General features: G+C 52.9%; 31 protein-coding genes and 1 tRNA gene. 31 read left to right on the top strand and 1 reads right to left on the bottom strand.

The genetic code is table 11. The annotated features are described in order from the left end of the window. Window positions 1–64: 64 nt before the first annotated feature. From rpsA to ACI7RC_RS11620, 9 genes are all read left to right on the top strand, one after another. Window positions 65–1243: a 30S ribosomal protein S1 gene (gene rpsA / locus ACI7RC_RS11660; RefSeq protein ID WP_408108415.1), complete on the top strand. Its 1179-nt coding sequence runs from the start codon at window positions 65–67 to the stop codon at window positions 1241–1243. 86 nt (window positions 1244–1329) lie between these two features. After that, a complete protein-coding gene (gene fni, locus ACI7RC_RS11655; RefSeq protein WP_408108414.1) occupies window positions 1330–2403 on the top strand; it encodes a type 2 isopentenyl-diphosphate Delta-isomerase in 1074 nt (357 codons plus the stop codon). Window positions 2404–2484: 81 nt separating this feature from the next. Beyond that, on the top strand, window positions 2485–3141 hold the full coding sequence (locus ACI7RC_RS11650) for a YphA family membrane protein (RefSeq protein ID WP_408108413.1): 657 nt from the start codon (window positions 2485–2487) through the stop codon (window positions 3139–3141). A 6-nt stretch (window positions 3142–3147) separates the two neighbouring features. Further along, window positions 3148–4065, top strand: a complete 918-nt coding sequence (locus tag ACI7RC_RS11645) for a YIEGIA family protein (protein WP_408108412.1) — start codon at window positions 3148–3150, stop codon at window positions 4063–4065. 26 nt (window positions 4066–4091) lie between these two features. Continuing rightward, window positions 4092–4274: a capping complex subunit for YIEGIA gene (locus tag ACI7RC_RS11640; protein WP_408108411.1), complete on the top strand. Its 183-nt coding sequence runs from the start codon at window positions 4092–4094 to the stop codon at window positions 4272–4274. A 51-nt stretch (window positions 4275–4325) separates the two neighbouring features. After that, window positions 4326–5639 carry a ribosome biogenesis GTPase Der gene (gene der, locus ACI7RC_RS11635; RefSeq protein ID WP_408108410.1) on the top strand — a complete coding sequence of 438 codons (1314 nt, stop codon included), beginning with the start codon at window positions 4326–4328 and terminating at the stop codon, window positions 5637–5639. 13 nt (window positions 5640–5652) lie between these two features. Then, on the top strand, window positions 5653–6249 hold the full coding sequence (plsY, locus tag ACI7RC_RS11630; RefSeq protein ID WP_408108409.1) for a glycerol-3-phosphate 1-O-acyltransferase PlsY: 597 nt from the start codon (window positions 5653–5655) through the stop codon (window positions 6247–6249). Window positions 6250–6277: 28 nt separating this feature from the next. After that, window positions 6278–7306: an NAD(P)H-dependent glycerol-3-phosphate dehydrogenase gene (locus ACI7RC_RS11625; protein WP_408108408.1), complete on the top strand. Its 1029-nt coding sequence runs from the start codon at window positions 6278–6280 to the stop codon at window positions 7304–7306. Between the two features lie 66 nt (window positions 7307–7372). Next, window positions 7373–7642: a stage VI sporulation protein F gene (locus tag ACI7RC_RS11620; protein WP_408108407.1), complete on the top strand. Its 270-nt coding sequence runs from the start codon at window positions 7373–7375 to the stop codon at window positions 7640–7642. A gap of 140 nt (window positions 7643–7782) precedes the next feature. On the opposite strand, the gene ACI7RC_RS11615 is transcribed toward ACI7RC_RS11620, so the two are convergent. Next, window positions 7783–8232, bottom strand: coding sequence for a hypothetical protein (locus ACI7RC_RS11615; RefSeq protein WP_408108406.1), 450 nt, complete (start codon window positions 8230–8232; stop codon window positions 7783–7785). A gap of 144 nt (window positions 8233–8376) precedes the next feature. Here ACI7RC_RS11615 and ACI7RC_RS11610 point away from each other — a divergent pair, with 144 nt between their 5' ends. The 22 genes from ACI7RC_RS11610 (at window position 8377) to aroB (ending at window position 24152) form a co-directional block, all read left to right on the top strand. Then, complete coding sequence (locus ACI7RC_RS11610) at window positions 8377–8547, top strand: DUF2768 family protein (protein WP_408108405.1); 171 nt, start codon at window positions 8377–8379, stop codon at window positions 8545–8547. A gap of 17 nt (window positions 8548–8564) precedes the next feature. After that, window positions 8565–8864: a 2Fe-2S iron-sulfur cluster-binding protein gene (locus tag ACI7RC_RS11605; protein ID WP_408108404.1), complete on the top strand. Its 300-nt coding sequence runs from the start codon at window positions 8565–8567 to the stop codon at window positions 8862–8864. Window positions 8865–8876: 12 nt separating this feature from the next. Further along, entirely contained in the window at window positions 8877–9224 is a 348-nt protein-coding gene (locus ACI7RC_RS11600; RefSeq protein ID WP_408108403.1) for a 2Fe-2S iron-sulfur cluster-binding protein, read from the top strand. A gap of 14 nt (window positions 9225–9238) precedes the next feature. Continuing rightward, window positions 9239–9976, top strand: coding sequence for a hypothetical protein (locus tag ACI7RC_RS11595; RefSeq protein WP_408108402.1), 738 nt, complete (start codon window positions 9239–9241; stop codon window positions 9974–9976). A gap of 187 nt (window positions 9977–10163) precedes the next feature. Next, complete coding sequence (spoIVA, locus tag ACI7RC_RS11590) at window positions 10164–11642, top strand: stage IV sporulation protein A (protein WP_408108401.1); 1479 nt, start codon at window positions 10164–10166, stop codon at window positions 11640–11642. 242 nt (window positions 11643–11884) lie between these two features. Continuing rightward, window positions 11885–12157 carry an HU family DNA-binding protein gene (locus ACI7RC_RS11585; RefSeq protein WP_408108400.1) on the top strand — a complete coding sequence of 91 codons (273 nt, stop codon included), beginning with the start codon at window positions 11885–11887 and terminating at the stop codon, window positions 12155–12157. Between the two features lie 215 nt (window positions 12158–12372). Next, window positions 12373–12936, top strand: a complete 564-nt coding sequence (gene folE, locus ACI7RC_RS11580) for a GTP cyclohydrolase I FolE (RefSeq protein WP_408108399.1) — start codon at window positions 12373–12375, stop codon at window positions 12934–12936. Between the two features lie 100 nt (window positions 12937–13036). Further along, a tRNA-Pro gene (locus ACI7RC_RS11575) sits at window positions 13037–13113 on the top strand. 393 nt (window positions 13114–13506) lie between these two features. Continuing rightward, window positions 13507–14133, top strand: a complete 627-nt coding sequence (locus ACI7RC_RS11570) for a lytic transglycosylase domain-containing protein (protein WP_408108398.1) — start codon at window positions 13507–13509, stop codon at window positions 14131–14133. A gap of 58 nt (window positions 14134–14191) precedes the next feature. After that, window positions 14192–14422, top strand: a complete 231-nt coding sequence (mtrB, locus tag ACI7RC_RS11565; protein ID WP_408108397.1) for a trp RNA-binding attenuation protein MtrB — start codon at window positions 14192–14194, stop codon at window positions 14420–14422. 72 nt (window positions 14423–14494) lie between these two features. Next, window positions 14495–15013 carry a hypothetical protein gene (locus ACI7RC_RS11560; protein WP_408108396.1) on the top strand — a complete coding sequence of 173 codons (519 nt, stop codon included), beginning with the start codon at window positions 14495–14497 and terminating at the stop codon, window positions 15011–15013. An 81-nt stretch (window positions 15014–15094) separates the two neighbouring features. After that, window positions 15095–15925: a heptaprenyl diphosphate synthase component 1 gene (locus ACI7RC_RS11555; protein ID WP_408108395.1), complete on the top strand. Its 831-nt coding sequence runs from the start codon at window positions 15095–15097 to the stop codon at window positions 15923–15925. A 5-nt stretch (window positions 15926–15930) separates the two neighbouring features. Next, a complete protein-coding gene (locus tag ACI7RC_RS11550; RefSeq protein WP_408108394.1) occupies window positions 15931–16650 on the top strand; it encodes a demethylmenaquinone methyltransferase in 720 nt (239 codons plus the stop codon). Between the two features lie 125 nt (window positions 16651–16775). Beyond that, a complete protein-coding gene (locus ACI7RC_RS11545; RefSeq protein WP_408108393.1) occupies window positions 16776–17645 on the top strand; it encodes a UbiA-like polyprenyltransferase in 870 nt (289 codons plus the stop codon). Next, entirely contained in the window at window positions 17642–18250 is a 609-nt protein-coding gene (locus ACI7RC_RS11540; protein ID WP_408108392.1) for a UbiX family flavin prenyltransferase, read from the top strand. The genes ACI7RC_RS11545 and ACI7RC_RS11540 overlap by 4 nt, the downstream gene beginning before the upstream one ends. Beyond that, window positions 18240–19106, top strand: a complete 867-nt coding sequence (locus ACI7RC_RS11535; RefSeq protein ID WP_408108391.1) for a menaquinone biosynthetic enzyme MqnA/MqnD family protein — start codon at window positions 18240–18242, stop codon at window positions 19104–19106. The genes ACI7RC_RS11540 and ACI7RC_RS11535 overlap by 11 nt, the downstream gene beginning before the upstream one ends. Before the next feature lie 9 nt (window positions 19107–19115). Beyond that, window positions 19116–20081: a polyprenyl synthetase family protein gene (locus ACI7RC_RS11530; RefSeq protein ID WP_408108390.1), complete on the top strand. Its 966-nt coding sequence runs from the start codon at window positions 19116–19118 to the stop codon at window positions 20079–20081. Window positions 20082–20169: 88 nt separating this feature from the next. Continuing rightward, window positions 20170–20613 (top strand): nucleoside-diphosphate kinase, encoded by a 444-nt coding sequence (gene ndk, locus ACI7RC_RS11525; protein ID WP_408108389.1) that lies wholly within the window; start codon window positions 20170–20172, stop codon window positions 20611–20613. Between the two features lie 90 nt (window positions 20614–20703). After that, entirely contained in the window at window positions 20704–21486 is a 783-nt protein-coding gene (locus ACI7RC_RS11520) for a CheR family methyltransferase (protein WP_408108388.1), read from the top strand. A gap of 72 nt (window positions 21487–21558) precedes the next feature. Next, on the top strand, window positions 21559–21726 hold the full coding sequence (locus ACI7RC_RS11515) for a hypothetical protein (protein ID WP_408108387.1): 168 nt from the start codon (window positions 21559–21561) through the stop codon (window positions 21724–21726). A gap of 164 nt (window positions 21727–21890) precedes the next feature. After that, complete coding sequence (gene aroC / locus ACI7RC_RS11510; protein ID WP_408108386.1) at window positions 21891–23051, top strand: chorismate synthase; 1161 nt, start codon at window positions 21891–21893, stop codon at window positions 23049–23051. Continuing rightward, window positions 23052–24152 (top strand): 3-dehydroquinate synthase, encoded by a 1101-nt coding sequence (gene aroB, locus ACI7RC_RS11505; protein WP_408108385.1) that lies wholly within the window; start codon window positions 23052–23054, stop codon window positions 24150–24152.

The raw sequence follows: 24152 nt of genomic DNA, 5'->3' as shown, positions 1-24152 counted from the left end.
AATACTATCCCGCTTCATATAGGTGTTTCTTGTGTGACGGATGGTAATCAAGGAGGTTTAGTCAATGGTGGATGAGACAAACAACAGCGCAAGCCTGACAGAGGTAAAAACACTCTCTGTGGGCGACGTAGTCCAAGCGAAGGTAACGAAAGTGGAAGAAAAACAAGCTTTGGTAGATGTAGGTTACAAATACGACGGACTCATTCCGATTAGCGAGCTCTCCAGTCTTCATGTGGATCAAGTATCGGATGCAGTCTCGGTCGGAGACGAATTCGAAGTGAAGGTAACCAAAATCAACGACGACAAGGAAGAACTGGTCGTCTCCAAAAAAGCGGTTGCCGCAGAAAAAGCTTGGGAAGAGCTAAGCCGGAAAATGGAATCCGGTGAAGTGCTTGAAGCAGAGGTAAAAGAAGTAGTGAAAGGCGGATTGGTTGTCGATGTCGGCCTGCGCGGTTTTATTCCCGCTTCCATGGTCGAACGCCACTTCGTAGAAGACTTTTCCGATTACAAAGGCCGTACGTTAACGCTGAAGGTCGTGGAGATGGACCGTGAGAAGAACAAGGTGATCCTCTCCCATAAAGCTGTTCTGGAAGACGAGCTGAAAAAGCAGAAGGGCAGTTTGCTTGAGAGCCTCCAGCCGGGCCAAGTGTTGGACGGCACAGTGCAGCGCTTGACTGACTTCGGAGTGTTTGTAGACATCGGCGGCATCGACGGCCTGGTGCACGTCTCCGAACTGGCTTGGAATCGCGTCGACAAACCGTCTGACGTGGTCAAAGAAGGCGACAAGGTGCAGGTAAAAGTACTGAAAGTAGACAAAGCGAACGAGCGAATCAGCTTGAGCATCAAAGAAACCCTTCCAGGACCTTGGGAAAAGGCTGCTGAACAGTTCAAGTCCGGCGACGTCGTGACAGGGGTTGTGAAGCGTCTGGTCAGCTTTGGCGCATTCGTCGAAATCGCTCCTGGCATCGAAGGCTTGGTGCATATTTCACAAATCGCCAACCGTCACGTAGCGACTCCTGGTGAAGTGCTGAAGGAAGGGCAAGAGGTTCAGGTAAAAGTCCTCGATGTAAACCCAACCGAACAACGCGTCAGCTTGAGCATCCGCGCCCTCGAAGAGGAGAAGGTGGAAAAGGCAGAACGCGCCAGCAGACGCGAGCATCAGGCTTTCCAGCAAGAGAACAATCAAGGGTTGAATGTAACTTTAGGCGACTTGTTCGGAGACCTGAAAGACAAGTTGAAATAAGCGGCGTCAATAGGGGATGCGCATGAGCGCATCCCTTTTTGTTTGTGTTGATTTCGGGGCAGACTTGGGGTAAGGAGGAAATCGGGATGAACCGCTCAAAACGAAAATGGGAGCACATTCAATACGCATTAGCTGCAGGTCAAACGGGAGCAACCGGGTTTGACGACCTGAAGTTTGCGCCAAACAGTTTACCTAATATATCTTATGGTAACAATTCGCTTGGTGTACGACTGGGCGACTGGGAGCTGTCGTCACCCATTATCGTCAATGCGATGACAGGCGGATCGAAGGAAACAGCAGAAATCAATCGCAAATTGGCAGAGATCGCACGCGAAAAGAAGCTGGCGATGGCGGTTGGTTCGCAGATGGCGGCGGTTCGCGAACCGGATTTGGCCTGGACCTTTCAGATAACCCGAGAAGTGAATCCCACAGGCCTGATCTTCGCCAATCTCGGGGCTGAAGCAACCGTTGAACAGGCTGAGCGTGCGGTTGAAATGATCGCCGCCGACGGACTGCAAATTCACCTGAACGTCATGCAAGAACTGCTTATGCCTGAGGGCGATCGAGATTTTACCGGCTATCTGCTCAATATCGAACGACTGGCAAATTCTTTGTCCGTACCGCTCATCGTCAAGGAAGTGGGTTTCGGGATGACGCGGAAAACGATCCGCCAGTTGGCTGATGCCGGTGTAAGGCTGATCGATGTCGGCGGGAAGGGCGGGACCAACTTTGCCCAGGTGGAAAATTACCGGAGCGAGCGTCCGCTTTCCATGTTTGAGGACTGGGGATTGACTACTGTACAAAGCCTTCTGGAAGCAGATTGCAGCGAAACGAACGGCGTCGCGTTCATCGCTTCCGGCGGCATCCGGCACGGCCTGCATATTGCCAAAGCTTTGGCGATGGGGGCTGGGGCGACTGGATTGGCAGGCCATTTTTTGCGGATGGTGCAGACGCTGCCGCTGGAGGAGTGCCTGGCGAAAGTAGACGAGCTTCACCATCAACTGAGGATTGCGATGACCGCACTTGGCGCTTCAGATGTACCGGCACTTCGCGCTGTTCCTGTGGCAATTGGCGGCGAGACGCGATCATGGGCCCAGCAGCGGGGAATTGACTGCCAGCGGTACGCGGCCAGAGACCTGGACGAGCGTACAGAGGAGTGAGCCGGAAGGGAACGTCGTTATGAAAGCCACCCATCAGGGCATACTTGTGAAGAGATGTGAATGCGAGAAAAGGAGCAAGCCATGAATGATGGTGTGTTATCCATTGTCTTACAGTGGTCGCTGATCTGTGTCGTCTGGATGGGGAGTTTGGACAAACAGCTGCATAGGCTTCACCTAAACCGCAGGTCGGCGCTGGTCATTTTGACTGTCACGCTCATTTGCGCTTTTACCAGTTGGCGGCTGTACTTCTTTCCCGTTGATGTGAACGTAAGCGGGGCTGTCATTCCGCTGTTCTTGGCATGCTGGTCCTGGCTGCACTTGCCAAAACAGGGCAAAACGGTCCTTATTCTGGCAGCCTTCCTGTTTGCCTGCGCCCTGTACTTTGCCCGGCTGTTTGCCTTCCGCGATCCGGTGCTGCTGGTGTGGGACGAAAAGCTGCTGCTGCCCGCGCTGCTGATTACCGTGCTTGTCTTTTTGACGCGCAACTGGCAGGTTCACTGGTTTATCATCTTGGTCGCTTTTCCTCTGGCGGATGCTTTCTACACGCTCCATTTTCTCGATAAAGGAGCAGAGAGCCAGATTGGCGGTGCGAAAACACAGGATTTCCTCTGGTGTACCATCTGTCTCTGGACGGCCCTGATGTCGCTGTACTTTACTTTGCAAAAAAGCGTTGTCTGGTCGTACCGCCGCTTTGTCCGGACGTTCAAATTACGAACAAAAACACACTCTCACAGGTGATTTCTTTTGTTAAAACAACTGCTTGCTAACGAATACTTTATTCCTTTGTTCATCGGTTTTGGATTCGGCGTCTTAACCCGCGTGCTGCTGCTGCGAACCGATTACCGGCAGTACCCGACGTCGCCGCATGGCAAGATCATCCACCTTTCCCTCGGAATCATCGCCTCTTCCCTGGGGGCTGTGGCCGTCCCCGCCTTGCTCAAGGAAAACTACACAGCGATTACCTTCTTGACTGTGGCGGCACAGCAGTTTCGCGACGTGCGAAAGATGGAGCGAGATACCTTGACGGAAGTAGACCAGCACGAGCTGGTTCCGCGCGGCGGCTCTTACATTGAAGGGATTGCGATGGCGTTTGAGGGACGCAATTATTTGGTTATCTTTGTCGCGTTTGTGACTACGTTTGCGGCCGTGCTCTTTGCCTGGTGGGGCGGGCTTATCGCTGGCATTGTCACGATGGGAATTGGATTGAAATTCAAATCTGGAAAGACGTTGGGGCATATCGTCGATATCGTTCCGGCCGAGGTGCATGTGGACGATAACAACCTCAGTGTCGGAGATATTTACATCATGAACATTGGTTCTGAGGAGGCTCAGGAGCAGATCAGGCAGCATGGCATGGGGTTTATCCTGGTCCCGAAGAATCAAAACGCCAAAGTGACGATCGCCAACCTGGGCCAGCGTCAAGCGATTTTGCACGACACGGCAACGATGTTGGGCGTCTACCGGGACGACGGGGAGCCCTCGCTGGTACCGATGGCAAAGCGCGATCTTCGGACCGGACGGATCGGATTGTTTTTACTGCCGATGACGCCCGATGTTTCAAAAGCGGAACAAGTCATCGTTCATGTACCGCTGCTGGAGTACGCAAGCCGCATCCCCAAAGAAGCCCCAATCAATCAAACGGCTCCCTCTAACGACCAATAATTATTATACAGACGAGGAGGAGCGGAATGGATTCGAAGATCATGGCTGTGATCACAACGCAAAAGGAGCAAATTGCCGGAGGCGCCCCTATATTTATCATGCCGAACCACGAAAAAATGCAGCGTGTCGCCATCACGTTGGAAAAAATATTGGACGGCATGGTCCATCAAGTCACTCCAGATATCCTGATCATTGTTCGACATCATTAGAATGTGTTATGATTAGCAGGTGAATTTCTAGAGAAATGAGTGAGCAGTAACATGGGATTGCCTGTTGTCGCGATCGTAGGAAGACCGAATGTCGGTAAGTCCACGATCTTTAACCGGCTTGTCGGTGAGAGAATTGCCATTGTAGAAGACACGCCGGGTGTAACCCGCGATCGATTATACGGGAAGGGTGAATGGCTGAACCAACAGTTTCACGTCATTGATACGGGAGGGATCGAAGTAGGCGATACAGACGTGATCCTTACCCAGATGCGCCATCAGGCCGAACTGGCCATCGATGAAGCCGATGTGATTCTGTTTGTCGCAGACAGCCGTACCGGCGTTACCGATGCGGACATGGAAGTAGCGCGCATGCTCAACAAGACAAAAAAACCGATTGTCTTGGCAGTCAATAAAGTGGACAACCCGGACATGCGAAACGAGATTTACGATTTTTACCAGTTGGGCGTGGGTGATCCATTCCCTGTCTCCGGGAGCCACGGGCTCGGCCTCGGCGATCTGCTGGAGGAAATCTTCAAGCATTTTCCGCAGGTTCCGGAGGAAGTTGAAGCGGAAGACGTGATCCGCGTCTCGATTATCGGACGCCCTAACGTGGGGAAATCGTCATTGACGAATGCGATCCTCGGAGAAGAACGCGTGATTGTCAGCGAGGTCGCGGGAACGACCCGGGATGCGATAGACACTCCGTTCGAACAAGACGGTCAGCGGTACGTGCTTGTCGATACGGCGGGGATGCGAAAGCGCGGCAAAGTGTACGAAAGCACGGAGAAGTACAGCGTCATGCGGGCTCTGAAGGCGATTGAAGACTCTGATGTGGTGCTGGTCGTGATCAACGGCGAAGAGGGAATCATCGAGCACGACAAGAAGATTGCCGGATACGCCCATGAAGCGGGAAGGGCCGTGATCATTGTCGTCAATAAATGGGATGCGGTAGAAAAAGACGATAAAACGATGCAGCATTTTACAGAGCTGATTCGCGAGGAGTTTAAGTTTCTTTCCTATGCGCCGATTCTGTACGTTTCGGCCAAGACAAAACAGCGGGTCGGTACCATTCTTCCCAAAGTAAATCAAGTGGCAGAGGCGCATGCGATGCGCATTCCGACTGCCGTGATCAACGATTTGGTGACGGATGCGACGATTATGGCGCCTCCTCCGACGGACAGGGGCAAGCGTTTAAAGGTCAACTACGTGACGCAAGCGGCTGTCAAACCGCCAACGTTTATCGTGTTTGTCAACGACCCTGAATTAATGCATTTTTCCTATGAGCGCTATCTAGAGAATAAAATTCGTGAGGCATTCGTATTCGAAGGGACTCCGATACGGATTCTAACGCGTAAAAAGGCATAGGGAGAGGGTAACGATGAGCTTTGTTCTCGCCATGATTATCAGCTATCTGATCGGGTCAGTCAGCTTCAGCACCATCATCGCCAAAAGCATTGCCGGGATCGACATTCGGCAGCACGGCAGCGGCAACGCCGGTGCCACCAATACGCTGCGGGTACTGGGGAGAGGTCCCGGCATTCTGGTGCTGATACTCGATGCCTTGAAGGGATTGGCGGCAATGGGAATCGCCCACTTGATTACCGGCGGAGATCCGATTGCTTACGCGCTCGCGGGAATATTCGCGATTATCGGACACAATTGGCCGATCTATTACGGTTTTCGCGGCGGCAAGGGCATTGCTACCACAGTAGGCGTAGCGCTCGGGCTGTCACCCACCTCTTTTTTGGTAACGGGTCTGGTCGCTGTGCTCGTGATTATTTTGACGCGGTATGTATCGCTCGGTTCGCTTGTTTTGGCAACCCTGTTGCCGCTTTGCCTGCTTTTCTTCGGAGCGGACAGATCTTTTGTCTGGATCAGTTTGATCATTACCGTACTAGCCTATGTACGGCATTACCGCAATATTGTCCGCTTGATCCAGGGAACAGAGCGAAAACTGGGCGACAAGTCGCATTGAATACCAAACGAATGCGGAGGCGAGTGATTTGTCCAAAGAAATAGCAGTGATTGGAGCGGGCAGCTGGGGAACCGCTCTGGCATCTGTCTGTGCAGAAAACGGCCACAGCGTAACGCTTTGGGTGCGTGACGAGCGGATTGCCAAGGAGATCTCTGACAGCCGAACCAACAAAAAATACCTTCCTGATGTCGTCTTGCCGGATACGATCTGTGCCGAGACGGATCTTGAGGCTGCTGTAGCCGGCAAGCAGGTGGTTCTGCTGGTCGTGCCTTCGCACGCCATGCGCAGCGTGGTACGCCAGATGGCACCGCAGCTGACTGCAGACACGCTGCTGATCCACGCTGCAAAGGGCTTGGAGATCGAGTCGCGAAAGCGCATGTCCGAAGTGATCCGGGAAGAGGTGCCGGGCGAAATCGGCGACAATCTGGTCGTGCTGACAGGACCGAGCCATGCTGAAGAGGTAGTCCGGCGTTCGCCGACCACAGTCGTGGTGGCTTCCGAGTCGGCAGAGCGCGGCATGCAGGCTCAGGATGTGTTGATGAACGGGTATTTTCGCGTTTACACCAATCCCGATCTGGTCGGAGCGGAAGTTGCAGGAGCACTGAAAAACATCATCGCGCTGGGAGCGGGCCTCTCGGATGGACTGGGGTTTGGGGATAACGCGAAAGCCGCGCTGCTGACTCGCGGCTTGGCCGAGATTGCCCGGCTGGGGATCAAGCTGGGAGCGAACCCGCTCACCTTCGCCGGCCTGGCAGGGGTGGGGGATCTTGTCGTTACCTGCACCAGCAAGCACAGCCGCAACTGGCGCGCTGGCTATCTGCTGGGACAGGGAGAGCCGCTGCAGAAGGTCTTGGAGCAAATGGGGATGGTCGTCGAGGGGATTCGCACCACGAAGGCAGCGTATTCGCTCTCCAGAGAGGAACAGGTAACGATGCCGATCACCCATGTGCTGCACAGCGTTCTGTTTGAGGGAATGGAGGCCAGACAAGGGGTAGACGAGCTGATGGGGCGCGGTCGCACGTTTGAATTGGAAGACATCATGAATTACCCAATGTAATCTCACCATTCTCCGGTCGCCTACATACTATAGGGAGAAACCTATAGGGGTGAAGGAGGAGCTTACATGGGCAAAAATTTTTCACGCAGGTTGTTTGAAAAGCTGCAAACATCTGGTCTTTCCAACATTGACGAAAACGGATTGCGGGCGATTGCCGGTTCGCTTACGCGAAGCGATTTTGAAGATGAGTCAAAGCTGCGTCAATTGATTCAGACACTGTCTGCCATAAGCGGTACCCCCGTCAGTACGGAAAAAGAAGAAAAGATTTTGCAGATGTTTCGGGAAAAGCAAGTCGACATGAATGATCTGCAATCCCTGGGCAAACTTTTGAAATAAACCGCAGGGGGTGAGAAATGGGCGATTATGCCTGTTCCCCTCGTTTCAAAACGACATAATGTAAGACTAGGAACAATCATGGCTCTACAGGGACATGGCTGACCTACAGGTAAGGCAAGAAAAAAAGAGGGGCAGTAAGTTCACCCCTCTTTTTTTCGTTTGTCAGCCCCGTCAGCCTGATGTTTCAGTAAGTTTTGCACCAAAGGAGATTGTAGCAGATTAAGCAGCTGCCCGATATCGATGTTGCCGAGTGGACCGAGCGGATTGGAGTCGTCCTCTTCTTCGGCTTGCTCACCCCTGTGGCGCTTTGGCTCGGCGGCTTTGTTGATCTGCGCCGGTTTCGCTGAAGTCCTGCTCAGCGATTCGAGTATCTCCATCGCGCCATACAAGGTGTCCATCGTATTTTCCACCTGGCGGATCGTGCTGCTGATTCCCTTGATATTGAGCCGCATGCGGTTTACAGAACTGCGAACTTCTTCGGAGGACAGGGGCTCTAGTGGAACCGGCAAGCGACCAGCTTGCCCTTCCTGCGGTTGAATTTTTTTCTTTGTCATTGGCGCATAGGGATTGCGCCATTTTCGCATATTCATCGTCCTTCCCCCTTTACAGGTGAATCATCAGAATAGTGTATGCGAATGCCCGGGTGTAGGTTCGTATAAGCAGAATATGTTATAATAAACGAATCACGGAAAAATTGTGCAAAGGAAGCTGTTTTGGTTATGGGAATCGACCCGATGACAAAAATGTGGATAGCGATCGCGGCAATGGTGTTGATGTTTGTCTGCAACATTATGGTTGTCTATTCACGCAAGTTGCAGAGTTCAACGATTCGCTTTTTGCTAAAAACAGTAGCGTACCTGCTGCTGCTGATCACATTGCTGATGATTTTGCTCGTCATATTCTAGGGAAGGGAGATAAAGCTGTGTCGGAACTGACGTTGACGGCTCGTGGAGAGGCCTATGTCGTACCAGCCGAGCTGGATGAGACGATTGTAAAAGTAGCGAAAAAACACGCGATTCCATGGGGATATGCATGTGAGCGGGGCATCTGTGCCCAGTGTCGCACAAAGGTAATCGACGGGGCTGATTGCTTAAACGAGATCACGCCGGAAGAAAAGCTGCGCCTGCGCAAAGCCGAGCGGCAAAACGGCTACCGCTTGGGCTGCCAGATACGCCTGACGAAAGCGGGCAGGGTCAATCTCCTGCACAGCCCCTACCGATAAGGAGAGAGGGCCATGGGGAAAATCACTTTTCGCCCTTCAGGAAAACAGATTAACGTTCGAGCCGGGAAAACGCTGATCCAGGCAGCCAGGGCGGCCAGGGTGTACATTCCTCAGCGCTGCGGCGGGCACGCCTCTTGTCAGATGTGCAAGGTGGTAGTGGAGCAGGGTGAACTATCGCCGCCCAGCCCGTTGGAGCTGCGCAAGCTGACGGAAGCCGATCTTGCCGGCGGAGTGCGGCTCTCGTGCCAGGCCAGAGCGACCATGGGCGATTGCGTGGTAAGCATACCTGTCAGCAAGCTAAAATCGGTGGTTGCCGCTGCGCTGGAAAGGCAAAAATACGAGCTTGAGGATGAACAGTAGGAGGAACACGTAACATGCAGTTTACCTTTCATCAGACGTGGCTGGCCCGGATCGGCTCTATCATCTTGATGGGAGCGCTGCTGTCCGGCTGCCTTTATCCGGCCGAACGCAGAGCGGAAAATCAAGTGCCAAGTTCATTTTATTTAGAAGCTACGCAAAAAGCAGTAGAACAATTTCAGCAGGATACGGCGGTCCTGCCGATCGTAACCAATCCGTTAGAGACTCCGATTTTTGAGAAATACGAGATTGATTTTTCCAAACTGATGCCAAAGTATCTGCCGGATGCGCCTGCCAATTCCTTTGAAAGGGGCGGCATCTACAAGTACGTCATTATCGATGCGGAGACGAAGCCTACTGTGAGGCTGATTAACCTCGACGTCGTCAGCAAGGTGGCAGATGTTCAGCAAGCGGTCAACCGCTATATGCAAAAACACGACGGCAAGCTGCCCGTAAATGGCGACCTGGGGAACGGCTACTACACGATTAAATACAGTATCATTGCCATGAAGGAGCCGGAAATCAAGAGTACAGTGACCAGCCAGCTGCTTACCCTGATTATGAACGAAAAGGGCGTGGTGGGCATTGATTACGCTCCGGATATCGCTGCGGTCCTGCGCAACAACGAGAAGCTGGAGGTCCCCAAGAACACCGATCCCCGCTATGTTTTCGCCAGGGAGTCGATGTTCGTTCCAGTGAAATCATTCCCCTACACGATGGAAAACGGGGAGCCGTACCTGCTCAAATTGTCATAGTGCCACTTATGTGATCCTTCCTCTAGAGAGGAGGATCATTTTTTTGTTCTACTTCGCTTGTTTTTACATATATTGATACTGTCCTAGATTCTAGTACGAGATTCTCTCTTCAATAATGAAGGTTGAGGGATAATTCGGAAAAACCGTCATAGAGTAGAAATAGACAAACACAAGGAGGTCATCGAAGGTGGAACGAGTCGATATTTTTAAAGACATTGCTGAACGTACGGGCGGCGATATCTATCTCGGGGTCGTCGGTCCTGTCCGTACGGGCAAATCAACATTTATCAAGCGGTTCATGGAACAAGTGGTCATACCCAACATCCCGCAAGAAACGGACCGTATCCGGGCTACGGATGAACTGCCGCAAAGCGCGTCCGGCCGCACGATTATGACGACCGAACCGAAATTCGTCCCCAATCAAGCGGTTCAGATCAATGTGACTGATGGCCTCAGCATCAATGTAAGGCTGGTTGACTGCGTTGGCTACACCGTGGATGGAGCCAAGGGCTTTGAAGACGAACACGGGCCGCGCATGGTGAATACCCCCTGGTACGACGAACCGGTGCCATTTGAAGAAGCAGCAGAAGTAGGCACACGAAAAGTCATCCAGGATCACTCCACGATCGGCATCGTGGTGACAACGGATGGAAGCATCGCGGAGATTCCCCGACAGGGCTACCTGGAAGCGGAGGAGCGCGTCGTAAGCGAGTTAAAAGAAGTAGGCAAGCCTTTTGTTATCCTGGTGAACTCGACACGCCCCCGTTCTGAGGAGGCGCAAGCGCTTCGGGCCGAACTGCAGGAAAAGTACGACGTTCCAGTCATCGCCTTGTCGGTAGACCACATGTCTGAGCAGGAGGTTCTGCTGATCCTGCGCGAGGTCTTGTTCGAATTTCCCGTACACGAGGTCAATGTCAATCTGCCGAGCTGGGTCATGGTCCTGGAGAGCGGTCATTGGCTCAGGCAGAATTACGAGGAGGCCGTACGGGAGACAGTCAAGGATATTCGCCGCCTCCGTGACGTGGACCGGGTCGTAGGGTATTTCAGCGATTACGATTTTGTGGAGCGGGCCGCACTCGCCGGGATGGACATGGGACAGGGGATTGCCGAGATCGACCTGCATGCGCCCGACGATTTGTACGACCGTATTTTGATGGAGATCGTTGGCGTGGAGATCAAGGGGAAAGATCACTTGCTCAAAATCATGCAGGAGTTTTCCCATGCCAAGCGCGAGTACGATCAGGTAGCAGAGGCGCTGCATATGGTACGCTCGACCGGATACGGCATCGCGGCACCGTCTCTTCATGAGATGTCTTTGGATGAGCCGGAAATGATCCGCCAGGGCCCCCGTTTTGGCGTGCGGCTGAAAGCGACGGCTCCGTCCATCCACATGATTCGCGTCGATGTAGAGTCGGAGTTTGCCCCGATTATTGGTACGGAAAAGCAGAGTGAGGAACTGGTGCGCTATCTGATGCAGGACTTTGACAAGGATCCGCTGTCCATCTGGAATTCCGACATCTTCGGGCGGTCTCTGCATTCGATCGTAAGGGAGGGCATCCAGGCCAAAATCCTGATGATGCCGGACAACGCCCGTTACAAGCTGCAAGAGACACTGGGGCGGATCATTAACGAGGGATCGGGCGGTTTGATCGCGATCATCCTCTAAGTTGATAGGTAGTTCCAAAGGCCCGGGTTAGGGCTAATGCGAGATAGGCTTCCGCAGGAAAGGAGGCCTTTTTTGCGTTTTCTCCACGGTTTCGACAGGAAAAGGCTTGAATTTCACAAAACGGTGTATTACTATAAGCTTGTCAGATAGGCAATAACCGCCAACGAGCGTATATTTTTTAGATTTTGTGGTAAAGACATGTACTATAAATGACGATAATTTCTTTGAGGGGAGGTGAAGACATGAATAAAACAGAATTGATCACGAAAGTGGCTGAAACCACCGAACTCACGAAAAAAGATGCTACCAAAGCAGTGGAAGCAGTTCTTGATGCCATTGCTGAGGCTTTGAAATCTGGGGACAAAGTTCAACTGATCGGCTTCGGTAACTTTGAAGTGCGCGAGCGTGCTGCCCGTAAAGGTCGCAACCCGCAAACTGGCGAAGAAATCGAAATCGCTTCCAGCAAGATCCCTGCCTTCAAACCTGGTAAGCAACTGAAGGATTTGATCAAGTAAATTTCGCTTCTTCATTTAGAAAGTACCTTACATAAGAATGCTCTGAATAAGAAGCAGGTTTTGCTTTCATGAAGTTGCAAAGGAAAAATCCACATGTCAAATGTGGATTTTTTTACTTGTCCAAGCCCATAGCAAGGCACACCAGGTTTTGCATTTTCCTTCCCGGGGTGGTAAGATGGGCTTGTTCTTGTTTGCAGGGCTGAGGAGGTTAAAATATGAATGTCGATCTTGAAAAAATCCAACACGCGGTGCGGATGATCCTCGAGGCAGTGGGAGAAAATCCGGATCGTGAAGGGCTGTTAGATACACCGAAACGCGTCGCCAAGATGTACGCTGAAGTGTTCGAAGGCATGCATGTTGACGAAGAACAGTACTTTGAGACTGTCTTTAGCGAACAGCATGAAGAGATGGTCCTGGTCAAAGATATTCCGTTTTACTCGATGTGCGAGCATCATCTGGTCCCGTTTTTTGGGAAGGCGCATGTTGCCTACATCCCGCAGGGCGGACGGGTCGTCGGGCTCAGCAAACTGGCTCGTGCTTTGGAAGCGGTAGCGAGACGCCCCCAGCTGCAGGAACGGATTACCTCTACCGTAGCTGATGCGATCATGAAAAAGCTGGAGCCCCACGGTGTCGTTGTCGTAGTGGAAGCAGAACACATGTGCATGACCATGCGCGGTGTGAAGAAGCCGGGTTCCGTGACGGTAACATCCGCAGTCCGCGGGATCTTCGCGCAGGATCATGCAGCAAGAGCGGAAGTATTCAGTTTGCTCAAGGGGTAAGGAGGAAAGCCCGTATCCGTCTCGAGGTGGAACGGGTTTTCTTGCAAAATACTATTGACATTTGCCCTGCTGATCATGTATATTGTTAATTGTCTTCAGTCGGGATGTGGCGCAGCCCGGTAGCGCGCACCCTTGGGGTGGGTGAGGTCCAGGGTTCAAATCCCTGCATTCCGACCATCTACATGTTAATAAAGAGAACCTCGTTCCGAGGTTCTTTTTTACTATTTTGAAAAGCCCGTGGAGAAAGAGAAAAATGGAGCGAGCGCAGGCCTTGGCAACGCCCGCCCAGTCGGAACGGAAAAAAACGGCACACGCTTGTCGACCAAATTCTACGTTGAGATGCCTACAGTCATTTTTGGCCGACGTGCCGTTTTTTGGAGTGAAGACGGCCAGTCTTACTTCCCCGCAGGCGTGCCACGAACGAAGCGAGCCCATTTTTCTCTTTCTCCCTAGACAATGTTCTCCAAGCAAAAAAGAAACAGAACGCTTTTTATTTCAAACCAGACTTGGCTTGCGCCCCCTGCTGTTTTATAATGGAAAGTGGAATGTCTTAGGACAGGTTGGTGTAAAATGAACATTGATTTGCGCTTTGTCGCGACACAAAACAGATACATACAAGGAAACACGTTGTTGAAGAACAACTCTCCGCTCCCGCTTGACCAATCTTTTGCCGATTTGCTCGACGCCCAGTTGGAAGCGGGCGGCCGGATTATTCCGGCGGAACAGGTGCTGGCCGAGCTGGATGGACAGTATGAGGGGAAGAGTGCCTATTCCGCCAATCCTCAAGAGATTTTGGCGATGATCGAACGGACAGCCTCGCGGTTTGGAGTAGACATGGGGTTGGTCCGGGAAGTGGTTCGTGCTGAATCCAACTTTAATCCGTCAGCTGTCTCCAGCGCCGGTGCAAAGGGCCTGATGCAGTTGATGGATGCCACGGCCAGGTCTCTTCAGGTTCGCGATTCGTTCGACCCCCAGCAGAACCTAGCTGGCGGTGTCCGTTATTTGCGCGACCTGCTGCAAAGATATGACGGCAATGTAAAAGTGGCGTTGGCTGCCTACAATGCCGGACCAGGACGAGTCGATCGCTTAGGGATCGCCACAGACGACGACTTTGACCGCAAGGCGGGAGAACTGCCTGCCGAAACCCAAAAGTACGTGGCGAAGATTATGAGCCGGCTGTCGATACAGGCTGGGTAATTTCGGGAAAGCAGCCATTCACGCATTTGAATGCAGCCCAGGATAAAGGAGGATTTCAGTGGATCAACGCAACGGAATTTCGCAGGATTTCTTTGTCATTAAGGCGAAAGAAAACGGGGTTCACGTCATTGGCTTAACCCGAGGTATGGATACGCGGTTTCATCATACGGAGAAGCTCGACAAAGGCGAAGTGATGCTCGCCCAGTTTACCGAACATACTTCTGCGATCAAGGTGCGCGGAAAGGCCCTCATCCTCACCCGGCACGGCGCGATTGATACGGACGAATAAGAGTTAAAAAGGTTCGATAGCAGGCATAGCCTGCTTTTTTCTTTTGTACAATGGTGGGGAGGAGGGATGTCTATGCCCCGCAAGCTGGTGGCTGCGGTTATGGTTTCCGCATTTCTTGCCCTGATGCTCTCGTTTGTTCCTGCCTTAACAAGGGAAAAATACGGTTTGGTGATGCCGACGATGCGTGAGGTAACGCCGATCGTCGTAACTGAACAAAATCTGGTCGATTTGTTTACATTGACTCCAACTCATTATAATATTAAGCGTGTAAAGTGGGAGAATCATTCGCTGTACGTCGATTTTTACGTAACACCTGCCCAATCGATTGAAGCGGCGCCGCTGTACCAGGACTTTTACACACTGGCATACCATTCTTTCTCTCTAACGCGAAATGTCGATAACCTGTTTTTTCGGCTGCTGGAAGAGGGGATCTCAGGCAGGACCAGAGTGCTTTTGGCTATCTCCGCAGAGCGGTCAAATCAATCCCGCGCCTACCCCGCTCCCGAACGGATCGACGACATAGTTTCGTTTGTCCAAAAGAATTTTCCCGTACGAGAAGAACCGGGGTTTGCAGAGAAACTTAGTCCCTAGACCAAAATTATGATATACTCAAGGATGATTGCTTATAAGAAAAGCTTTTTTCATGAAGCTTTTCTCATTGGAGGAAGCCTGATGAATCGAGATGTAACACCTTTTTCCGATGAGATCCGGGAGATCGCCGAACGGATTCATCACATGATTTCACAGCCATTTGTTCGGCAATACGTCGATATGCCCGCTATGGCGGAAAATCGGTTGGCATTGCTTTACTTTTGTTTGCTTGAGAACGGCTTGGAAAAAGAGCGGGCAAAGCGGCTGACCATTAGTGCTGGGCTGATGCAAGTAGGGTTGGATACCCATGAACTGGTAAAGCTCACGTATGAAAACACCGTATTGGACGAGCGAACAAGACAGCTTACCGTACTTGCAGGGGACTACTGCAGCAGCCAGTATTACTATCTGTTGGCCGAAGCGGGAGAAATCGAACCGATTCGGATTTTTTCCCATGCGATTCAGGAGATTAATGAAGCGAAGATGCAGCTTCACGTATCCGAAAAAGACAACAAGCTCTCCTGGGAAGCGTACCTCTCCCTGCGCCAAACCATTGATACGGCGCTGTACGTAGGGGTGGTGAAACACTTTACGCCGGTAGAAGAAGAGCGCCGTTTTTGGGTGTCCCTCTTTGAAGAGACCTCTGCAGTCGAGCGAATTATCGGCGAGTGGGAACAGCTGCAATGGCAGAAGCAGATCCCTTCCGGATTGTCGAGATTGCTGCAAAAGCCGGGTTTGACCTTGGCCAATCTGCTGGATTTTGTCGAGGCGCGGACGAACGAACTAATCGGCGTATGTGAACAGTTGGTTTGCAGTCTTTACCCGAACGAGAAACAACCGCTACTCAACTGGGTAACTTCTCGCTACTCGCACCGATTGAATCGCTTAAAACGCGTAGTTGAGGAGATGTAGGGAAGGTGAACAAAGAACAGATGGAACAGAAGGCCAGGTACGTTCACAATGTGTTTGAGAGTATCGCCGATGAATACGACCGCATGAACAATGTGATCAGCTTCGGGAGCCACGTTGCCTGGCGCAATTACACCATGCAAAAGCTGCAGGTAAAGCCTGGACAAGCTGCGATCGACATCGCCTGCGGGACATGTGACTGGACGGTCAGCTTGGCTCGCGCCGTCGGACGGGAAGGTATGGTCGTCGGCCTTGACTTCAGCCAAAAAATGCTCGAGGTAGGCGGGTACAAGGTTGCCAAAGCAGGAGTAGGAGATGTGGTCTCGCTCGTCAACGCAGACGCGATGAGTCTGCCGTACGAAGACAACAGCTTCGATGTAGCGACGATCGGTTTTGCTTTGCGCAATGTTCCTGATATTCAAACAGTCCTCGGCGAGATGGCGAGAGTAGTCAAGCCGGGCGGAAAGGTGGTATCGTTGGAAGTGTCCAAGCCTCCGTTTCTGCCGTACCGTCAGCTCTTTTATTTTTACTTTTACAAGATCTTGCCGGTGATCGCCAAATTGATCGTAAACAAGTATGAGGAATACGCATGGCTGCCGCAGTCGCTGACCCACTTTCCCGACAGCAAGGAACTCACGCAGATGTTTAAAAAAGCCGGGCTTGATCCGGTGCAGGTCAAGCTGTTTATGGGGGGCGTGGCGGCGCTCCACATCGGAACCAAACGCTGAAGACCGCATCCTTTTCATCAGGGGACATGCTTGCCTTCTGCGGGTAGTCACGATTCCTGTTTTCTTGCAGAACTTCAAGACCCTTTCACCAAAAGTAAACAGTGCGTAGATCGGAAGTGCTTACAATGGTACTGCAAAAAGTAAAGATCATATTGGAAATGATAAAATTCGAACATAGTATCTTTGCCCTGCCTTTTGCCTTTATGGGGGCCGTTTTGGGGAGCATTGTCGTCGAGCATGCCTGGCCGACCTGGAGTGAAATCTTCTGGGTCACGGTCGCGATGGTCGGGGCGAGGAGCGCCGCAATGTCGCTCAACCGCCTGATCGACCGATTCATTGACGCGAAAAACCCGCGAACGGCGACGAGGGCAATTCCCGCGGGGCTGATTTCTGTATCGGAAGTACTTATTTTTATCATCGTCTCATTTGCCCTTCTCTTTTTGGCTGCTTCCCAACTGAACATGCTGGCGGTAAAACTGCTGCCGCTTGCCGTGTTGGTGCTGATTATTTACTCGTATACGAAGCGCTTTACCTGGTTGTGCCACTTCGTGCTCGGCGCAGCGCTCGGCTTCGGCCCGCTGGGCGGCTGGGTCGCTACGACCGGACAGATCGATGCGACAGCGATGCTGCTGTTTTTCTCGGTGATGCTGTGGACCGCAGGCTTTGACATCATCTACGCCTGCCAGGACGCAGACTTTGACGTCCGCGAAGGACTTTTCTCGATCCCGAGCCGCTTCGGTGTCGCCAACAGCTTGATTATTGCACGGCTCTGCCACACGCTGACCGTGATCGGTTTCTTCACGCTTTACTTCATGTCAGATTTATCCATTTGGTTCCTCATCGGCGTGATTGTCTCCGCTGTGATCCTGATCTATGAACACAGCCTGGTCAAACCGACAGACTTGTCGAAGCTGAACGTCGCTTTCTTTAACATGAACGGCATTCTCAGCGTTGTCATGTTCGCATTTACGATTATCGATTTGGTGATGTCATGAATAAAAAACAGCTGGCAGTAGGGATTACTGGGGCGAGCGGAGCGATTTACGGCGTGCGCTTTGTGCAGGAGCTGCTCAAGGCGGGCCATACGGTTCACTTGATGATTACGGAAGCTGGCTGGCAGGTCTTTCGCGACGAGTTGGAGTGGGAAGCAGATGACCGGGAAAAGTTGCTTGCGGAAAAACTGCAGCAGAATTTTCCCGGCCGCCTTCACTATTGGACTTTGCGCGATTTTTCTTGTCCGGCGGCAAGCGGCTCGCACCGCGGCGACGGAATGATCATCATCCCGTGCTCGATGGGGACGCTGTCGGGAATTGCCAACGGGGCTTCCGGTAACCTCATGGAGCGGGCAGCAGATGTAGCGCTGAAGGAAGGGCGGAAGCTGGTCATCGTCCCGCGGGAGACTCCGTTGAATGCGATCCACCTGGAGAACATGCTGCGGCTGGCCCGGATCGGCGCGAGGATTTTGCCGGCGATGCCGGGTTATTACCACAAGCCGCAGACGATGGACGAGCTGATCAATTTTGTTGTCGGGAAAGCGCTGGATGCGTTTGATATTCCGCATACTCTATTTCAACGCTGGGGGAGTCAACATGAAGACTAAGACACTCACGATTGGACAAATTCGCTACACGAATACACTCCCTGTCTACTTTTACTTTGACCAAAGCCGTTTTGAAGACCGGGTAGATTTTGTGCAGCAAGTGCCGGCTCAATTGAATAAGGCGATGGCGGCGGGAAAAATCGACGTCGGTCCGATTTCCGCCTTCAGCTACGCCGAACATGAGCAGCAGTACCTGGTGCTGCCGCATCTGTCCGTGAGCGCTTATCGCAAGGTACGTTCGATCTACCTGTTTTCCAAGCAGCCGATTGAGCAGCTTGACGGGGCTCGTATCGCACTCACAAACACGTCAGCGACCTCGGTCAACTTGCTCAAGATCATCCTGCAAAAGTTTATGGGGTTCCATGTCACCTATGAGACGATGGAGCCAAAGCTTTCCCAGATGATGGAGCAGGCGGACGCCGCCCTGTTGATCGGGGATGAGGCCCTGCTTGCCTATCGCGCCAACAAAGAGTACCATGTATATGACCTTGCTGAACTTTGGCATCAGCATACAGGCTATTCGATGACGTTTGCCTTGTGGACGGTTCGCAAGCAGGCGATCGAGCAGCAGGAAGCCCTGCTGAAAGAGATTTACGCCGCCTTTTTGGACAGCAAGGAAAAAAGCCTTCGCGACTTGACGCCGCTGGTCGCCCATGTCAAGGAACAGATTGGCGGAGAAGCGGCGGATTGGTACGAGTATTTCAGCGGATTGCAGTACGACTTTTCTCCGAAACATCAGGAAGGGCTGGAATACTATTTTGCCCTGGCGGCCGAACAAGATCTTCTGCCGGCTGCGGTTAAGGTGAAGGTATGGGATTTGGGATCGATAGCAGCTACTAATACGTTAACGAGTTAGGTGGAACGGATGAACCTCGTCGATATTTATTTTCAGTTAAAGGGCGATGTGCAGTACATCGAGAAGGAATTGGAGCGGGCGATTGACACCGGGCTGCGGGACTTGTATCAGACATCCACGCATCTATTGAAGGCAGGTGGCAAACGGATACGGCCCGTCTTTGTATTGCTTGGCGGAAAATGGGGGAACTACGATCTAGAGGTGTTGAAAAGAGTGGCCGTTCCCCTGGAGTTGATCCACATGGCCTCTCTCGTTCACGACGATGTCATTGACGATGCCGACAAACGGCGCGGCCGCGATACCGTAAAAGCCAAGTGGGACAACCGCATCGCGATGTACACGGGAGATTACATTTTTGCAAGGGCGCTGGCGATTACGGCAGAGCTGCCTAACCCGAAAGTACATCAGATCCTGTCAAAGGCGATACTGGAGATGACCAAAGGCGAGATCGAGCAGGTACGGGCTTTGGGCAACTGGAATCAGGGCCTTCGCCACTACTTGCGGCGAATTAAGCGCAAGACGGCCCTGTTGATTGCCATCAGCTGCCAGCTCGGAGCGATCGCCTGCGGGGCCAGCGAGAAGCTGGTGAGGCAGATGTACCTCTACGGCTACAACGTCGGCATGGCTTTCCAGATAACCGATGACATCCTCGATTTTACCGGTACAGAGAAGCAGTTGGGGAAACCCGCGGGAAGCGACTTGCGCCAGGGCAATATCACCTTGCCCGCGCTGTACGAAGCCTACTGCGGAGCCAATCAGCGGCAGCTGCAGGCCTGGATCAAGCAGGAGAGGCTGCCTGAGCACATCGATGAGTCGATTGAACTGATCAGGCACGGTGAGGGCATCGAATACGCCCGCCGGCTGGGGGACCTTTACCTGAATCGGGCCCGAGCCGCGATCGGGGACCTGCCTGACAACTCGACGAAAAAATCGCTGATTGAGATCGCCGGCTTTATTGGCGAGCGCAAGTTTTAACCGCCGGCAGGTTGCTTGTCTGTGCAATCTTTGATAAAATTTTCGTTGGTGTGATCACTTAAATACATAGCTTTAATGGAGGCAGCACATGGAAAAAACATTTATTATGGTAAAACCAGACGGTGTACAGCGCAATTTGGTCGGAGAGATCGTCTCCCGTTTTGAAGCAAAAGGCTTTACGCTTGTTGGCGCAAAACTGATGCAAGTCAGCCGCGAACTGGCAGAAAAGCACTATGAGGAGCACAAGGAACGCCCGTTCTTCGGCGAACTCGTGGACTTCATCACTTCCGGTCCGGTATTTGCAATGGTCTGGCAGGGCAACAACGTCATCAGCACGGCTCGCAACATGATGGGAAAAACCAATCCTGCGGATGCGGCTCCAGGCACCATTCGCGGCGATTTTGCCGTAAGCGTCGGCATGAACATCATCCATGGATCCGATTCGCCTGAGAGCGCTGCCCGTGAGATCGGTCTGTGGTTCTCTGAATCCGAAGTCGTTTCGTTCGAAAAAACGATCCAACGCTGGATTTAAAGACATCCAAAACGGGAAAAAGGCTCCAGGAGAGCCTTTTTCTTTTGCCTGGAAACTGTGAACGAATGCACCTGTTAGGAGGGCCAGCGGATGGATGATCTCGATTTTTATCAATTCATTGCCAACATTAAAAAAAAGACGGGCATCGATTTGGCGTTATATAAGGAAGCGCAGATGAAACGGCGCCTGACCAGCCTGAGAGGGAAGCGCGGTTTTTCCAGCTTCGCCGATTACTTCCAGGCTCTCAGCCACGATTCCGAGCTGTTTGCCGAATTTCTCGACCGCATGACGATCAACGTATCTGAGTTTTTTCGCAATTTTGCCCGTTGGGAAGTGTTGGCCAATAAAATTTTGCCGCGCTTGTACCGCGAGTCAGGCAAGCTCAAATGCTGGAGCGCTGCCTGCTCCACCGGGGAGGAGCCTTACACGCTGGCCATGCTGATGCTCCGCGAGCGGCACAGCTTCAGGGACTTCAGCATCATGGCCACGGATATCGACGAAGGGGCGATCGCCAAGGCGAAGCGGGGGATCTACCTGGAACGGTCCCTGCAGGAGTGTCCCACGGACTTGGTCCAGTCGTACTTTCGCAAAGACGGGGTAACTTATCAGATTTCTCCGCAGATTGTGAATGCAGTCACCTTTAAAAAGCACAACCTCTTGGCGGATCCGTTCGACAGCGGGTTTGACTTGATCATTTGCCGCAACGTCATGATTTATTTTACCGATGAAGCGAAGCACGAGCTGTACCAGAAGTTCAGCAAGGCGCTGCGGCCGGGAGGGACGCTCTTCGTCGGCAGCACCGAACAAATTTTTCAACCCCAGCAATACCAATTCGAGTCAGAAGATACGTTTTTCTACCGAAAAATGAAATAAGACAGGAAAAACATGTATACTCTCCCGGGAATTTTCTCAAAATAGGAATAATAAGTTTCTGGGAGGATGTTCATGGATAAACGCAAAGTCATTGAAGCCTACCGTCGGGGACTGATTACTTTACAGGAATGCGGCCAAATCCTGGGGACAGAAGAGACACAACTGGACGATCTGATCGCCGGGAGCTACCCTTACCGCCCGCTTTCACAAGACCGCATGCTTGTTGTAGATAATGGTTAGTTGACGCAACCGACAGCACATCTGCGAAAAAGCCCGATTGATGTGTTTCTTGCCGGCTTCTCCGGGACGGAGAAGCTTTAATTTTTTGAGGGGATGGGTTTCCTTCCCTGTGAGGGTATGATATTATATCGCTTAAAAGTGCTAAAGGGTAGGAGGAGAAAGAGATGAGATATCTAACAGCAGGAGAGTCGCACGGTCCGCAGTTGACCGCGATCATCGAAGGGATTCCAAGCAACCTGCCCATCTCGATTGAAAAGATCAATGAGCAACTGGCTCGCAGACAAAAAGGACACGGCCGCGGCCGCAGAATGCAGATCGAAAAAGACACGGTACAAGTGCTGTCCGGCGTTCGCCATGGCTTGACGACGGGTGCCCCGATTACGCTCGTCGTAGAGAACAAGGATTGGACCCACTGGCAGACGATCATGAGTCCGACACCAGTGGACGAGGGGGAAGATCGCCGCAGAGTTTCCCGGCCGAGACCTGGACACGCCGATTTGAACGGGGCGATTAAATACCACCAGCGTGATATGCGCAACATTCTGGAAAGGTCCAGTGCCAGGGAGACGACGATTCGCGTCGCCGTCGGGGCGGTTGCCCGCCAGCTGCTGGAGCAGTTCGGAATCAAGGTGGCCGGCCAGGTACTGGAGATCGGCGGTGTGAAGGCAGAGCGAATTGACCTGCCGCTGGATGAATTGATCGCGGTAACAGAAGCGTCACCTGTTCGCTGCGTTGATAAAGAGGCGGAAGCCAAGATGATCGCTGCCATCGACAAAGCAAAAGAAGAGGGCGATTCGATCGGCGGGGTCGTGGAGGTCATCGTCGAAGGCGTACCGATCGGCCTCGGCAGCCACGTGCAGTGGGACCGCAAACTGGACGGCCGACTGGCCCAGGCAGTGATGAGCATTCAGGCGTTTAAGGGCGTAGAGATCGGGATCGGATTTACGGCTGCGGAATTGCCGGGATCGCAGGTTCACGATGAGATCACCTGGCAGGCTGAGACCGGCTATCGGCGGCGGACCAATCGCGCCGGGGGGCTGGAGGGCGGCATGACGACGGGAATGCCGGTTGTCGTCCGGGGCGTCATGAAGCCGATTCCCACGCTGTACAAGCCGTTGATGAGTGTGGATATCGACAGCAAAGAGCCGTTTAGCGCCAGCATCGAGCGCTCCGACAGCTGCGCGGTGCCCGCAGCCGGCGTCGTCGCCGAGGCTGTGGTCGCTTGGGAGATTGCTCGTGCGTTATGCGAAAAGTTCGACAGCGACTCGCTGGATGACATGCTGGAAAACGTTCAAAAATACCGTGAGTATACGGAGCGATTCTAAATGGAACCACGCAAACTTACTGTTGAATTAGGGGAGCGAAGCTATCCGATCCTGATCGGCGAGGGCTTGCTGCAGCAGATTTCCGCACTGCTTGCTGAAAGAGGGGTAAGCAGCGCAAGCAAGCTGCTCGTCGTCACAGATTCGAATGTCGCCGCGCATTATTTGCAGCCGCTCTGCGACCAGTTGGCGGCAGGGGGCTACAAGGCGGTCCCGGCGGTAGTAGAAGCGGGGGAGCAGGCGAAGCGCCTTTCCGTATACGAACAGGTGATGACCGTCGCCATCGAGGCGGGGCTGGATCGCAAATCCGTCGTCATCGCCTTGGGAGGCGGCGTAATCGGCGATCTGGCAGGATTTGTCGCCGCTACCTTTATGCGCGGCATCCCGTTTGTGCAGGTGCCGACGACACTGCTCGCCCACGACAGTTCTGTCGGCGGCAAAGTGGCTGTCAACCACCCGCTGGGGAAAAACTTGATCGGTGCGTTTCATCAGCCGCTCATGGTCGTTTACGATACGGGAACACTCTCCACGCTGCCCAGGCGGGAGATCGCTGCAGGTTTTGCTGAGATCATCAAACACGGCCTGATCGCAGATGAAGCGTTCGTCGAATGGCTGGAGCAAAACGCGGAGCCGTTGAATCGGTTGTCGCCTGATCTGCTGGCGCAGGCAATCGAACGCGGCTGCGCGATCAAGGCGGGCGTGGTCGCCGCTGACGAGACGGAGCAGGGCATGCGCGCTTGTTTAAACCTGGGACACACCTTTGGGCACGCCTTCGAATCGCTGTCCTCATACAGCGGACTAAACCACGGAGAGGCGATTTCCATCGGGATGGTACTGGCCGCCCGCCTGGCAGAGCAGATGGGCATGGCTGGGCAAGGAGTGGCCGATGAGACGAAACGAGTGCTGGAGCTGTACGGTCTTCCGACAAAATGGCCTGCCGGGATCGATCCCCAAGAGGTGCTAACCGCTATGGGACGGGACAAGAAGGGGGTCGGCGGGCAGCTCGTGCTGGTGCTGCCGCGAGCCATCGGAAAAGTCGAAATCGTAAGGAATGTTGAGCCGGATCTGGTACTTGGGGTAATGAAAGCGGCGATGGAGGAGTAA

The sequence above is a fragment of the Brevibacillus sp. B_LB10_24 genome (assembly GCF_046036945.1).
In the GTDB taxonomy this organism is placed as follows: domain Bacteria; phylum Bacillota; class Bacilli; order Brevibacillales; family Brevibacillaceae; genus Brevibacillus_C.
The sequence above is the reverse complement of the archived record's forward strand: the minus strand, read 5'-3'. Positions and strand labels throughout refer to the sequence as shown.

Excerpts from the sequence above, each read along its gene's own strand:
- rpsA (WP_408108415.1), top strand. The coding sequence starts at position 65 with ATGGTGGATGAGACAAACAACAGCGCAAGCCTGACAGAGGTAAAAACA.
- fni (WP_408108414.1), top strand. The coding sequence starts at position 1,330 with ATGAACCGCTCAAAACGAAAATGGGAGCACATTCAATACGCATTAGCT.
- ACI7RC_RS11650 (WP_408108413.1), top strand. The coding sequence starts at position 2,485 with ATGAATGATGGTGTGTTATCCATTGTCTTACAGTGGTCGCTGATCTGT.
- ACI7RC_RS11640 (WP_408108411.1), top strand. The coding sequence starts at position 4,092 with ATGGATTCGAAGATCATGGCTGTGATCACAACGCAAAAGGAGCAAATT.
- der (WP_408108410.1), top strand. The coding sequence starts at position 4,326 with ATGGGATTGCCTGTTGTCGCGATCGTAGGAAGACCGAATGTCGGTAAG.
- plsY (WP_408108409.1), top strand. The coding sequence starts at position 5,653 with ATGAGCTTTGTTCTCGCCATGATTATCAGCTATCTGATCGGGTCAGTC.
- ACI7RC_RS11620 (WP_408108407.1), top strand. The coding sequence starts at position 7,373 with ATGGGCAAAAATTTTTCACGCAGGTTGTTTGAAAAGCTGCAAACATCT.
- ACI7RC_RS11615 (WP_408108406.1), bottom strand. The coding sequence starts at position 8,232 with ATGAATATGCGAAAATGGCGCAATCCCTATGCGCCAATGACAAAGAAA.
- ACI7RC_RS11610 (WP_408108405.1), top strand. The coding sequence starts at position 8,377 with ATGACAAAAATGTGGATAGCGATCGCGGCAATGGTGTTGATGTTTGTC.
- ACI7RC_RS11600 (WP_408108403.1), top strand. The coding sequence starts at position 8,877 with ATGGGGAAAATCACTTTTCGCCCTTCAGGAAAACAGATTAACGTTCGA.
- ACI7RC_RS11595 (WP_408108402.1), top strand. The coding sequence starts at position 9,239 with ATGCAGTTTACCTTTCATCAGACGTGGCTGGCCCGGATCGGCTCTATC.
- ACI7RC_RS11585 (WP_408108400.1), top strand. The coding sequence starts at position 11,885 with ATGAATAAAACAGAATTGATCACGAAAGTGGCTGAAACCACCGAACTC.
- folE (WP_408108399.1), top strand. The coding sequence starts at position 12,373 with ATGAATGTCGATCTTGAAAAAATCCAACACGCGGTGCGGATGATCCTC.
- ACI7RC_RS11570 (WP_408108398.1), top strand. The coding sequence starts at position 13,507 with ATGAACATTGATTTGCGCTTTGTCGCGACACAAAACAGATACATACAA.
- ACI7RC_RS11560 (WP_408108396.1), top strand. The coding sequence starts at position 14,495 with ATGCCCCGCAAGCTGGTGGCTGCGGTTATGGTTTCCGCATTTCTTGCC.
- ACI7RC_RS11555 (WP_408108395.1), top strand. The coding sequence starts at position 15,095 with ATGAATCGAGATGTAACACCTTTTTCCGATGAGATCCGGGAGATCGCC.
- ACI7RC_RS11545 (WP_408108393.1), top strand. The coding sequence starts at position 16,776 with ATGGTACTGCAAAAAGTAAAGATCATATTGGAAATGATAAAATTCGAA.
- ACI7RC_RS11540 (WP_408108392.1), top strand. The coding sequence starts at position 17,642 with ATGAATAAAAAACAGCTGGCAGTAGGGATTACTGGGGCGAGCGGAGCG.
- ACI7RC_RS11535 (WP_408108391.1), top strand. The coding sequence starts at position 18,240 with ATGAAGACTAAGACACTCACGATTGGACAAATTCGCTACACGAATACA.
- ACI7RC_RS11530 (WP_408108390.1), top strand. The coding sequence starts at position 19,116 with ATGAACCTCGTCGATATTTATTTTCAGTTAAAGGGCGATGTGCAGTAC.
- ndk (WP_408108389.1), top strand. The coding sequence starts at position 20,170 with ATGGAAAAAACATTTATTATGGTAAAACCAGACGGTGTACAGCGCAAT.
- ACI7RC_RS11520 (WP_408108388.1), top strand. The coding sequence starts at position 20,704 with ATGGATGATCTCGATTTTTATCAATTCATTGCCAACATTAAAAAAAAG.
- ACI7RC_RS11515 (WP_408108387.1), top strand. The coding sequence starts at position 21,559 with ATGGATAAACGCAAAGTCATTGAAGCCTACCGTCGGGGACTGATTACT.
- aroC (WP_408108386.1), top strand. The coding sequence starts at position 21,891 with ATGAGATATCTAACAGCAGGAGAGTCGCACGGTCCGCAGTTGACCGCG.
- aroB (WP_408108385.1), top strand. The coding sequence starts at position 23,052 with ATGGAACCACGCAAACTTACTGTTGAATTAGGGGAGCGAAGCTATCCG.